Source organism: Microbacterium gorillae (assembly GCF_050990725.1).
Classification (GTDB): domain Bacteria; phylum Actinomycetota; class Actinomycetes; order Actinomycetales; family Microbacteriaceae; genus Microbacterium; species Microbacterium gorillae_A.
Window position 1 is genome coordinate 2,296,039 of the sequence record NZ_CP158844.1, and the last position, 12,355, is coordinate 2,308,393.

At 67.3% G+C, this 12,355-nt stretch carries 11 protein-coding genes; 2 read left to right on the top strand and 9 right to left on the bottom strand.

Annotation, left to right across the window (positions count from 1 at the left end):
* The first annotated feature begins 59 nt into the window (after positions 1-59).
* On the top strand, positions 60-1,796 hold the full coding sequence (locus tag ABTV68_RS10410; RefSeq protein WP_433673595.1) for a DUF349 domain-containing protein: 1,737 nt from the start codon (positions 60-62) through the stop codon (positions 1,794-1,796).
* 119 nt (positions 1,797-1,915) lie between these two features.
* Positions 1,916-2,440 carry a type IV toxin-antitoxin system AbiEi family antitoxin gene (locus ABTV68_RS10415; protein WP_433673597.1) on the top strand — a complete coding sequence of 175 codons (525 nt, stop codon included), beginning with the start codon at positions 1,916-1,918 and terminating at the stop codon, positions 2,438-2,440.
* Between the two features lie 122 nt (positions 2,441-2,562).
* Here ABTV68_RS10415 and ABTV68_RS10420 read toward each other — a convergent pair whose 3' ends face one another.
* From ABTV68_RS10420 to ABTV68_RS10460, 9 genes are all read right to left on the bottom strand, one after another.
* Positions 2,563-4,770, bottom strand: a complete 2,208-nt coding sequence (locus ABTV68_RS10420) for a RelA/SpoT family protein (protein WP_433673598.1) — start codon at positions 4,768-4,770, stop codon at positions 2,563-2,565.
* A gap of 134 nt (positions 4,771-4,904) precedes the next feature.
* Positions 4,905-5,921, bottom strand: coding sequence for a protein translocase subunit SecF (gene secF, locus ABTV68_RS10425; protein WP_433673599.1), 1,017 nt, complete (start codon positions 5,919-5,921; stop codon positions 4,905-4,907).
* Positions 5,921-7,675 carry a protein translocase subunit SecD gene (gene secD / locus ABTV68_RS10430; protein WP_433673600.1) on the bottom strand — a complete coding sequence of 585 codons (1,755 nt, stop codon included), beginning with the start codon at positions 7,673-7,675 and terminating at the stop codon, positions 5,921-5,923. Before secD ends, secF begins: the two co-directional genes overlap by 1 nt.
* A gap of 49 nt (positions 7,676-7,724) precedes the next feature.
* Positions 7,725-8,156 carry a preprotein translocase subunit YajC gene (locus ABTV68_RS10435; protein ID WP_433673601.1) on the bottom strand — a complete coding sequence of 144 codons (432 nt, stop codon included), beginning with the start codon at positions 8,154-8,156 and terminating at the stop codon, positions 7,725-7,727.
* A 139-nt stretch (positions 8,157-8,295) separates the two neighbouring features.
* Entirely contained in the window at positions 8,296-9,420 is a 1,125-nt protein-coding gene (gene ruvB, locus ABTV68_RS10440) for a Holliday junction branch migration DNA helicase RuvB (protein ID WP_433677593.1), read from the bottom strand.
* Positions 9,314-9,925: a Holliday junction branch migration protein RuvA gene (gene ruvA, locus ABTV68_RS10445; RefSeq protein WP_433673603.1), complete on the bottom strand. Its 612-nt coding sequence runs from the start codon at positions 9,923-9,925 to the stop codon at positions 9,314-9,316. Before ruvA ends, ruvB begins: the two co-directional genes overlap by 107 nt.
* A gap of 52 nt (positions 9,926-9,977) precedes the next feature.
* Positions 9,978-10,541, bottom strand: a complete 564-nt coding sequence (ruvC, locus tag ABTV68_RS10450) for a crossover junction endodeoxyribonuclease RuvC (RefSeq protein ID WP_433673604.1) — start codon at positions 10,539-10,541, stop codon at positions 9,978-9,980.
* A 92-nt stretch (positions 10,542-10,633) separates the two neighbouring features.
* On the bottom strand, positions 10,634-11,395 hold the full coding sequence (locus tag ABTV68_RS10455; protein WP_231090230.1) for a YebC/PmpR family DNA-binding transcriptional regulator: 762 nt from the start codon (positions 11,393-11,395) through the stop codon (positions 10,634-10,636).
* 75 nt (positions 11,396-11,470) lie between these two features.
* Entirely contained in the window at positions 11,471-12,355 is an 885-nt protein-coding gene (locus tag ABTV68_RS10460) for a DUF402 domain-containing protein (protein WP_433673605.1), read from the bottom strand.

Sequence of the window (12,355 nt, forward strand, 5' to 3'; positions counted from 1 at the left end):
TATTAGGCTGGTGGGGTCCTTTCCGCCTCCACACGGCACAGCCGCGCAAGGAGTTTCACGTGTCTGCCACAGATTCCGCCAACAACGAGACCCCGGTCACCGACGCCGCCGACGCAGCCGTCGAGAACGCCTCGGTCGAAACAGACGCGGCGGTCACCGCCGAGGTCGACGAAGCCGCCGTCGAGGCTCCCACCGAGGAAGCCGCCCCTACTGAGGACGCCGCCCCCGCTGAGGACGCTGCACCCGCTGAGGACGCTGCACCCGCTGAGGAAGCTGCACCCGCCGAGGACGCTGCACCCGCCGAGGACGCTGCACCCGCCGAGGACGCTGCACCCGCTGAGGAAGCCGCCCCCGCTGAGGACGCCGCTGCCACCGATGACGCAGCAACCGCCGCCGACGCAACGTCGACTGACGACGCCGCACCCGCCGAAGAAGCCGCGCCCGCTGCCGACGCAACGCTGACCGAGGCAGACGACGCCGCACCCGCTGCCGCCATCCCGGCTCCCGGCCCGCGCGCCGTTCCGTCGCCGGCGTCGATCCGTCCGCGTCCGGTCGCTCCGGCCGGCTCCGACTCGTCCGAGTTCGGTCGCGCGGAGGCCGACGGAACCGTCTCCGTCCTGGAAGGCGAAGTGTGGCGCGTCGTGGGTCAGTACCCGGACGGCACGCCGGCCGAGGCGCTCGCGTACTTCCGTCGGAAGTTCGACGACTTGGAGTTCAAGGTTCGCAACCTCGAGCAGCGTCACGCCGGTGGAGGTGCTGCCGCGTCTGAGCTGACCGGTCAGTCCCGTCACCTGCTCGGTGAGGTTCGTGGCGCGGACGCCGTGGGCGACCTGCTCGGCCTCGCCGGCCGTCTGGAGTCGCTGATCGCCGCGCTCAGCGAGGCCAGCGCCGAGGAGGCCAAGGCTCAGCGCGAAGCCGTCGCCCAGGCGATCGCCGACCGCACCGTCGTGGTGGAGAAGGCCGAGGCACTCGCTGCCCGTGACCCGCAGACGGTGCAGTGGAAGCAGACGTCCGCAGATCTGTCGGCCCTGTTCGACGAGTGGCAGGCGCAACAGGCCAATGGCCCGCGTCTGCCGAAGAACACCGCCCAGGAGCTGTGGAAGCGATTCCGCACCGCACGGAGCACGGTGGAGAAGCACCGCCGCGAGTTCTTCGCGAAGCTGGACGAGACACACAAGTCCGCCCGCGACAGCAAGACCAAGCTCGTTGAGCGCGCCGAGGCGCTTGTCGCGCGCGGTGAGGAGGGCATCCCCGCCTACCGCGCTCTTCTGGACGAGTGGAAGAACGCCGGTCGTGCCGGCCGCAAGGTCGATGACGCCCTCTGGGCTCGCTTCAAGGCGGCGGGCGACGCTCTCTATGGCGCACGCACCGAGCGCGACGCCGCGGAGCAGGCGGAGTCGCAGCCGCGCATCGAGGCCCGTCAGGCGCTGCTCGTCGAGGCGAAGGCGGTCGCAGACGAGTCCGACCTCCGTAAGGCACGGCAGCTTCTCACCGGTATCCAGCGCCGCTGGGATGAGGTCGGTCGCATCTTCCCGCGCGACAAGGAGCGCCAGCTCGACGACGAGATGCGTCGGATCGAGCAGGCCCTGCGCGCCCGCGAGGACGTCGACTGGAAGAAGAACGACCCGGAGACACAGGCTCGCGCCGATGGCATGAACCGTCAGCTCCTGGACGCCATCGAGAAGCTCGAGGCCGAGGTCGCTGCAGCAGAGGCTGCCGGCAACAAGAAGAAGGCTGCTGAGGCCCGTGAGGCGCTCGAGGCGCGTCGTGCCTGGCTGAAGGCCATCGGCGGCTAACGTCGACGACCAACGATGAAACCCCTGTGCTTCAGCGCAGGGGTTTCATCGTTCCTCCCCAGGTTGCCGGCTGTGGACGGCAACGGCATCGCGGCGACCCGTCCCGGCACACTCGGGAGATGCCACGGTTCCACTACTTCCCCGGCGATGGTCTGAGCACAGCTGAGCTCAGCGCCGCATGCCTGGACGGTCATCTCATGCCCGTCGGCGAGGGCTACATACCCGCCGATGTGCCCGAGACCGCGTGGATGCGTGCCCGCTCGCTGGCCCCGCTCCTCGGCATAGACCTGGCGGCCACCCTGCGCACTGCGGCGTGGGTGCACGGAGCCATCGACACTCCCCCCGCACGCCTGGAGGTACAGCGCCGAGTGTCGCGGCGCGGAAAGGTCATTCCGTCGCGACGTGTGACGTATCGGGATGTCCGCATCCCGCTCGTCGATCTGGATCTGTTCGGCGACGTCGCCGTCTCTACTGTGGCGCGCACCATCGCGGATCTCGCCCGCGAGGCGCCGGATGACCCGGCGCTCGCCGCACTCGTTGCCGAGTACCCCGTGGCCGTGCACGCCGCCGTCACCTGGCTCAACACACACTCGCACCGCCCGGGTATCCGGGCCGCACGCGCACTTCTCCGCGAAGCCGCATAGCCGCCTAGCCGCAAGACAGCCGGTCCGACCCGTGCGTGCGGTGATCGCATGCGGAATTGCACGCAGCGCTCAGACCAGCCCGAGGTTACGCCGGCCCGCTCAGCCCACCAACACCGCCCCGCTCAGCCCGAGGTGACGCGGTACACGTCGTAGACCCCGTCGATACGCCGCACCGCGTTGAGGACGCGGTCCAGATGCACGATGTCGCCCATCTCGAACTGGAACCGGCTGAGTGCCAGGCGCTCGGTGGTGGTCTGCACGGTGGCGGACAGGATGTTGACGTGGTGCTCGCTCAGCACGCGGGTGACGTCTGAGAGCAGCCCGGAGCGGTCCAACGCCTCCACCTGAATCTGCACGCGGAATACGCTCTTCGTCGTCGGCGCCCACTCCACCTCGATGAGGCGGTCCTTGTCGGCCATGAGCGACTTCACATTGGTGCAGTCCGCCCGGTGAACGCTGACGCCGCTGCCGCGGGTCACGAAGCCGACGATCTGGTCTCCGGGAACAGGTGTGCAGCACTTCGACAGCTTCACCAGGATGTCCGGCGCGCCCCGCACGAGAACGCCCGAGTCAGCGTTGCGCGGGGTGCGGTGATGCCGGCCCACCGTCGGGAGCTCGATGGGCCCCGTGGTGGTGTCATCGGCGTTGATGAGCGCGGTGACCTTCTCCAGCACGGACTGCGTGGAGATGTGGCCCTCGCCGACGGCGGCGTAGAGCGCCGAGACGTCCTCGTATCGCATCAGACGTGCGACCTCGGCAAACGACTCCTGGTTCATCAGGCGCTGCAGCGGCAGGTTCTGGCGGCGCATCGCACGCGCGATCGCTTCCTTGCCCTGCTCGATCGCCTCTTCGCGTCGTTCCTTGGTGAACCAGCCGCGGATCTTGTTGCGGGCACGGGACGACTTGACGAAGGTGAGCCAGTCCTGACTCGGACCCGCATCGGGGTTCTTCGAGGTGAAGACCTCCACCACATCGCCGGAGTGCAGCTCGGACTCGAGCGGAACGAGCCGTCCGTTGACCTTCGCACCCATGGTGCGGTTGCCGATCTCGGTGTGCACGGCGTAGGCGAAGTCCACCGGGGTGGCGCCGGCAGGCAGGCCGATCACGCGCCCCTTGGGGGTGAAGACATACACCTCCTTGGCACCGATCTCGAAACGCAGCGAATCGAGGAACTCGCCGGGATCAGCGGTCTCCGCCTCCCAGTCCGAGATGCGCTTGATCCAGGCCATGTCGGCGTCGCTCGCCTTGACATCGCCCTTGCCACCGCTCATCCGCTCCTTGTACGCCCAGTGCGCAGCGACACCGAACTCGGCCTGCTCGTGCATCTCGTGCGTGCGGATCTGGATCTCCACGGTGCGGCCGCCGGGACCGATCACCGTGGTGTGCAGCGACTGGTAGAGATTGAACTTCGGGGTGGCGATGTAGTCCTTGAAGCGTCCGGGAAGGGGCGTCCAGCGCGCGTGAATCGCACCGAGCACGGCGTAACAGTCGCGCACGGTGCCGACGAGGACGCGGATTCCGATCAGGTCGTAGATGTCGTCGAAGTCGCGCCCGCGAACGATCATCTTCTGATAGATCGAGTACATCTGCTTGGGCCGGCCCATGACCTTGCCCTTGATGCGCAGGCCACGCAGATCCTCGTCGACCGCCGCGATGACCTGACGCACATACTGCTCGCGCTGCGGAGTGCGCTGCTTGACCAGTCCCTCGATCTCGGCGTACACCTTGGGGTGCAGCACGGCGAACGAGAGGTCCTCCAGCTCGCTCTTGACCGTCTGCATGCCGAGTCGGTGCGCGAGCGGCGCGTAGATCTCGAGGGTCTCGGTCGCTTTCTTCGCCGCCTTCTCCGGCGGGACGAAACCCCACGTGCGGGCGTTGTGCAACCGGTCGGCCAGCTTGATCATCAGCACGCGGATGTCCTTGGACATCGCCACGATCATCTTGCGGACCGTCTCGGCCTGGGCCGCGTCGCCGTACTTCACCTTGTCGAGCTTGGTGACGCCGTCCACGAGGAGCGCCACCTCGTCGCCGAAGTCCGCCGTCAGCTGCTCCAGGCTGTAGCCGGTGTCCTCCACCGTGTCGTGCAGGAGTCCCGCCGCGACGGCGCGTGGTCCGAGGCCCAGCTCAGCGAGAATCTGCGCGACAGCAACGGGGTGCGTGATGTAGGGCTCGCCGCTTTGACGTTTCTGCCCCTCATGCCACTTCGTCGCGGTCGTGTACGCGCGCTCGACGATCGTGAGGTCACCGCGCGGATGATTCGAGCGCACAGTGCGCAGGAGGTGCTCGAGATCGTCGCGACGGACCGATCGGGAGAAGATGCGGGGAACCATCCATCGGAGGCTGCCCGGTTGATGCGATGCAGGGGGAAGCGTCTCGGTCACCTGCTCACCTCCTGCTGCGTTCAGATAATCCTACGGCGTGCGCGGCCGCAGCCGCGCACGCCGTAGGCAGTGCCGTATATCGATCAGGCGTCGACGGTGTCGAGCTCGCGCGCGCGTGCCACCTTCGCGTCGTGCGACTTGATCTTGGGCTCGTTCTCGCGGAACAGCGAGTACAGCGGAGCAGCGACGAACAGCGTCGAGTACGCGGCCACGACGATACCCACCGTGATCGACAGCGAGATGTCGGCGAGCGTCTGCGCACCAAGTCCCAGGGCACCGATGAAGAGGATCGCGGCCACCGGAAGCACGGCCACCACTGAGGTGTTGATCGAACGGATGAGCGTCTGATTCACACCGAGGTTGACCGACTCGCCGAACGTGCGGTGCGAGGCCGATCCTTGCTCGGACGTGGTCTCGCGGATCTTGTCGAACACGACGGTGGTGTCGTAGAGCGAGTAGCCGAGGATCGTCAGGAAGCCGATCACCGCCGCCGGCGAGATCTCGAAGCCGCACAGCGCATAGACGCCGAAGGTGATGACGAGCACGTCGAGCAGACCGATGATGGCTGCGGCCGACATCTTCCACGTGCGGAAGTACAGCGCGAGGATCACGAACGCGAGGGCGAGGAAGATCCCCAGACCCCACAGTGACTGGCGGGTGACGTCCGCACCCCAGCTGGCACCGACGCTGGAGGACGAGACATGCTCGTCGGCGTCCACATCGTAGGCCGTGGCCAGCGCCTCGCTGATCTGCTGAACGGGCGACGCGCCCTCGGAGCTGTCGGCGTCGAGCGCCTCCGTCTGAACACGGATGCCGTCCGCGCCGACGGTGGTGACCTTCGTGGCGACGTCAACCGCGATCGAGTGCACGGCCTCCGTGGCCTTGCCCTGATCGAGGTTCTCTGCGGCGATGCCACTCACCGTGAACTGCGTACCGCCGGTGAACTCCATCGAGAACTGCGGCGGGCGGATGAAGACCACGAGGATCGACAGGAGCACCAGAAGTCCGGCGATCAGGAACCACAGGTTGCGCTTGCCGACGAAGGGGACGCTGGTCTTGCCGGTGTAGAGATCGTTACCGAGCTGGTTCATCGAAGCCATCAGGCGTCGCCTCCCTTCGAGTCGGAGCCACCGGATCGGGCGGCAAGTGCCTCAGCCTGCTTGCGTTCGGCGATGGTCTGGCGTCGTGCCGCTTCACCGCGGCTCTTGGTGTCGCGTGCCGCCTTGCCGCGAACGGGACCGGTCGTCTCGACCGTCCTGAACTGCGCGCGGCCGGCGTAGACGGCGCCGAGCGCCTCGGAGTTCATGCCGGAGAGCACGTGGCCGCCACCGAAGAAGCGGGTGCGCGCCAGCAGCTGCATCACGGGGTGCGTGAAGAGCACGAAGATCAGGATGTCGATCAGGGTGGTCAGGCCCAGCGTGAACGCGAAGCCCTTCACGGTGGCGTCGGCCAGGATGTAGAGCACCAGGGCGCAGAGGATGTTGATCGACTTCGAGATGTAGATCGTGCGCTTGGCGCGATCCCATCCGTCCTCGACGGCGGCGATGACGGACTTGCCGTCGCGCAGCTCGTCTCGTATGCGTTCGAAGTACACGATGAAAGAGTCGGCCGTGAAACCGATCGTCACGATCAGACCCGCGACACCCGCGAGCGACAGGCGGAAGCCCATGCGCCACGCCAGGATGCACAGCACGATGTAGGTGATGACCGCCATCACAGCCAGCGAAGCGATGATCACGAAACCGAGGGCTCGATAGGACAGCAGCGAGTACAGCGCCACGAGTGCGAGACCGATGAGCGCGGCGATCAGACCGATCTGCAGCTGCTGGGTACCCAGCGTTGCGGAGATGACGTTGTCGGATTCCACGCTGAACGACAGCGGCAGAGCGCCGAACTTCAGCTGGTCGGCGAGAACCTTGGAGGTCTCCTGCGTGAACGTGCCGGAGATCTGCGGGCGACCGTCCGAGATGATGCCGTTCATGGTCGGGGCGGAGATCACATCTCCATCGACCACGAACGCGAAGCGGTTGCGCTGCGTGTCACCGGAGGTGGTGTACCCGTACAGGCGCTTGCTCACCTCGGCGAACTTGGTGGCGCCCTCGCTGTTGAAGTTGAGCTGGACGATCCAGAGACCGCGCTGCTGGTCGTAGCCGTTGCTCGCGTCGGTGATCTCGTTGCCGGTGAGTTCCACGGGACCGAGGATGTACTTCTGCTGCTGGGCCACCGCGACCGGGTCGTCGCTATCCGCGCGGTCACAAGTGACGAGCGGCTGGTCCTTCGGGGCGTTGGACAGATCGGCCGGCTTCGAGCAGTCGTACGCGAGGAACTCCGCCTGCAGCTTCGGCGTGAGCCAGCTGTTGTCGGACCCATCGGTGGGCGACGCGGTGGGCGTCGCTGCCAGAGTCGGGTCGGACGGGTCGGGCGTCGCCTTGCCGTCTTCACCGATCGAAGTGGTGGCGGCCCCCGTGGAGAGCAGGACCGAGCGAAGCTCCATCTGAGCGCTGGACTCGATTCGCGCGCGCTGGGCCTCATCCAGCTTGCCGGGAACGGCCACCACGATGTTGGCGTTGCCCTCGGTGGTCACCTCGGCCTCGCCGACACCGGAGGCGTCGACGCGCTGGCGGATGATCGTGACGGCCTGGTTCATCTGCTCGGAGCTCGGCTCACCGCTCTCGGTGTTGGCCTTGAGGATGACCTGCGTCCCACCCTGCAGGTCGAGCGCGAGCTCGGGCGTCCAGGAGCTCTTCTCGAAGGCGTACACGCCCAGTGAGTTGATGCCGAACAGGACGGCGATGATGGCAAGAAGTCCGATCAGTGCACGCCATGCGTGCCGGACGGGCGTTGATGTGGCCACGGAGTCGGGTCAGCTTTCTCGTTACGCCTCGGTCGTCGAGGCGGCGGAATCAGTGCTTGTCGTTGCCTTCGAGACGGCGGCGCGTCTCCTCAGCGGTCTCGATGCGCGGAGCATCGTCGTCGGCCGCGGGCGGGGTCAGCGAGGAAGCGTCGTCCGGGACTTCGACGTTCTCGTACTCCGACACCTCGGCGGTCTCCTCATCCTCCACCTCGGACGGCGTGATGATGCGCGCGATCGCCTGCGTGTGAACGCGGATGACAACGCCCGGCGCGACCTCGATCTGAGCCGGCTCGTCCAGGTCATCGGCGTTGTAGCTGACGATGGTGCCGAAGATACCGCCGTTGAGCATCACCTCGACGCCGGGAACGGTCTGGCGGGCCTTGGCCTCCTGCTCCTCCTTCATCTTCTTCATGCGCTTGCGGGAGTTCCAGAACATGAAGACGACGAGCGCCGCAAGGACGACGAGCAGGATGATGTCCATGGGGCAGACAACCTTTCGGGGAGGAGCGCGCGGGGCGCGAAGAGAAGACCCGGAGGCCTTCAGCGATTATAGGTCATTGAATCTCAGGGCCACGTCGGCATGCGGGACATCGAGGTGCGCGTATGCATATCCCATGTGATCACAGCTCATCGAATCGCAGCGCCACGTCGGCATGCGGGATGCCGAGGTGCGCGTACGCCTCCGGCGTCGCAATCCGCCCACGCGGCGTACGCCCCATGAAGCCGATGCGAACGAGATAGGGCTCCACGACGCTTTCGATCGTGTCCGGCTCCTCACCGGCGGCCACGGCGAGGGTGTTCAACCCGACCGGACCCCCCCGGAACCGACGCACCAGCATGTCGAGCACGGCTCGGTCGAGTCGGTCCAGACCGATCGGATCGACGTCGTACAGCTCCAGAGCGGCGCGAACGGCTGCGACGTCGGTGGTCCCCGTGTTGACCAGCAGGTAGTCGCGCACGCGCCGCAGCAGACGGTTCGCGATGCGCGGCGTGCCGCGCGAGCGTCGGGCGATCTCACCTAGCGCCTGGCTCGACAGCTCCACGCCGAGGACCAGCGCCGAGCGCTCGACGACCTGCTCCAGTTCTGCGGCGTCGTAGTACTCCAGGTGCGCGGTGAACCCGAAGCGGTCACGCAGCGGGTTCGGCAGCATTCCGGACCGGGTGGTGGCACCCACGAGCGTGAACGGCGCGAGCTCCAGCGGGATGCTGGTGGCGCCGGCGCCCTTGCCGACCATGATGTCGATGCGGAAGTCCTCCATCGCGAGGTACAGCATCTCCTCGGCGGAACGGGCCATGCGGTGGATTTCGTCGATGAAGAGCACCTCACCGGGCATGAGGCTCGACAGCAGCGCCGCCAGATCACCAGCGTGTTGGATGGCTGGGCCACTCGACATCCGCAGGGGCCGACCGCTCTCATGGGCGATGATCATGGCCAGCGTCGTCTTGCCGAGTCCGGGAGGACCCGACATGAGGATGTGGTCGGCCGAACGCTGTTGAATCCGCGCCGCTTCCAACAGCAGCTGCAGCTGATTGCGAACCTTCTGCTGGCCGATGAAGGCGTCCAGCGACTGGGGGCGCAGCGCTCCCTCGATCGCCAGTTCGGTGGCATCCTGCGGGGCGGCGTCCAGCGGAGACTCGTCAACCACGGGCCGCTCCCGGGCCGAGGGCGGCGAGCGTGCGCCGCAGCAGTGCCTGCACGTTCGCGCGTTCGCCTTCGGTGGCGGAGACCGCGACCTGCGCGACAGCATCCACCGCGGTGCGTTCGTTCCAGCCGAGGCCCGTGAGAGCCGCGACGACCTGCGTGGTGACATCGGGCGCGACGGATCCGCCCACCACGGCCACCGGCGAGGGCGGGGCGATCTTGCCCGCCAGCTGCACGGAGATGAGCTTGGCCGTCTTCGGCCCGATGCCGGACACCTTGCGGAACGGGGCATCGTCGTCGTTCGCCACGGCGATCGCGATCTGATCCACGGTGAGCGCCGACAGGATTCCGAGGGCCGACTTCGGCCCGACCCCGGTGACACCGATCAGGATGGTGAACAGCTCCAACTCCTCGCGCGTGGCGAAGCCGAACAGGCTCAGCGCGTCCTCGCGCACGACGAGGTGCGTGTGCAGGGCGATGGTGTCGCCGCGATGCGTGGTGCGCGCGACATCCGGTGGCACCGCCACGGAGAAGCCGACGCCCCCCACCTCGACGACGAGCGAATCGGAGGCGATGTGGAGCACGGCACCACGGAGGGAGGAGATCACCTCTCCACCCTAGCGGGGGCATCGTACAAAGTTTCGAGCGACACTCCCCCGCCTACCGACGACTGCGCTTCTCTGCCTCGGCCCACGCTCGCTGCGCCGGCGTGAGCGCACGCTCCGGCGCCCCCGCTGCCACGGGACCACCCCGCCACGCGTGGCAGAGCGCGATCGCCAGCGCATCCGCAGCATCGGCGGGTTGCGGCAGTGCGTCGAGTCGGAGGACGCGCGCCACCATCGTCTGCACCTGCAGCTTGTCGGCGGATCCGTAGCCCGTGATCGCGGCTTTCACCTCGCTCGGCGTGTGCGTGGCGGTCGGCAGACCACGCTCGGCGGCCAGCATGAGGGCGACACCTGAAGCCTGGGCCGTCCCCATCACGGTCGAACGGTTCTGCTGGGCGAAGACCCGCTCGACGGCGACGACGTCTGGGCGATGCGCGTCCAGCACCTCGCGGATTCCGGCGGCGATGCGCGCCAGACGCATGCCGGGCTGCTCGTCGGGTGACGAACGAACCACCCCCACATGCACGAGCCGTGCCGAGCGGTCTCGTGCCACATCCACCACGCCGACACCGCAGCGCGTGAGGCCGGGGTCGATGCCGAGGACACGCAGCTGAGTCACCCGTCTACGCTACGCCGCCGATCCCGGAAACGAGGCAGCACACGACGAAGCCCGCATCCTCACGGGATGCGGGCCTCGCGACGTGACGCTTCTCAGTCCTCGTCGGACTCGAGCTCCGCCTGAACCTCAGCGGAGAGGTCGAAGTTGCTGTAGACGTTCTGCACGTCGTCGCTGTCCTCGAGCGCGTCGATGAGACGGAACACCTTACGGGCGGTCTCCGCGTCGATCTCCACCTTGAGGTTCGGCACGAACGCCGCGTCGGCGGAGTCGTACTCGATGCCGGCCTCCTGCAGCGCGGTGCGCGTGGCGACCAGGTCGGTGGCCTCCGTGATGACCTCGAACGTGTCGCCCTCGTTGGTGACCTCTTCGGCGCCGGCCTCGAGGGCCGCCATCATCACGTCGTCCTCCGTGGTCCCCTCGGCGGGAACCACGATGACGCCCTTGCGGGAGAAGTTGTACGCCACCGAACCGGGGTCTGCCATGTTGCCGCCATTGCGCGACATGGCAGTGCGCACCTCAGCGGCGGCACGGTTCTTGTTGTCCGTCAGACACTCGATGAGAAGCGCCACGCCGTTGGGTCCATAGCCCTCGTACATGATCGAGGTGTACTCGACCGACTCGCCGCCGATGCCCGCACCGCGCTTGATGGCCCGGTCGATGTTGTCCTTCGGAACCGAGGTCTTCTTCGCCTTGAGGACGGCGTCGAACAGCGTCGGGTTACCGGCGAGGTCGGCTCCGCCGAGCTTCGCCGCGACTTCGATGTTCTTGATGAGCTTGGCCCACGACTTCGCACGACGCGCGTCGATGACGGCCTTCTTGTGCTTGGTGGTAGCCCATTTGGAATGCCCTGACATATGTCTCCCGCTCGTTTCGCGCGATTTGCGCCCTCAAGTCTACGCGTTTTCGAGTTCCGACCTGCGGAACCCGCGTCAGCCTTCGCCGCTGGTGCGGCCGGATCGCGCTCGCGCCGCCGTGATCGACGGAGAATCCGGCAGCCGCGCGGGCATGTCCATCGGGCCGTCGGGGACCCAGGTTCCCCACCCCTCATCCAGCGGCCAGCCGCCGGGGGCGATCACTCGCTCGCTCACCTGGTCGGCGAGAGCACGGACGGCGTTCGCCTGTTCCGATGTGAAGCGTCCCTGCTGGACGGCTTCGATGAGTTCGTCCGCGTCCTTCAACCACACGTCCTCGGAGCCCGGATGATCGGCGTCGATCCAGAGGTCCAGCACGAGGTCGCGCGTGAACACCGCGCCTCTGCCCGCCTCATCCACCGCTCGGCGATGCGGGAGCTCGAGGTTCACGTACACACCGTCCGCTGATCCGTCCGCCCGCCGGAAGAACCAGAACGACCACGGCATCCCGGTGGGTGCGACACGGACGACTCCCGGACCGCGCCACGCGGACTCTCGCATCCGCCACGGCACGCTGAATCGCTCTTCGATCGGGATGTCACGCACGCGCCGACCATCCGTGGGTGCCGCTTCCAACCGCGCGGAGCCCGATGGAATCCACACCACGAGAGCACGGTCATCGTCACGGATCACCCGCACGGCTTCGATGTAGCGGTCGTACCGCCACAGGCTCGTGGCACCTGCGGCGAATCGCGGAGCCCCCGCCTGGCCCGCGGGCACTGAGCTGTGCGCGAGGGCGTCGGCGTGCGCGTCCAGATCCCGCTTGCGACGCAGCCGAGTGAGTGCGTCCTCCAGGGACAGCGGCTGGTCGGCGGCCTGCTGCCACCCCTCACCACGACGCCCGATGAGCTGCATCGTGCCGCCACTCGCGCTGACATCTAGGGATCCGATCGGTCGTCGCAT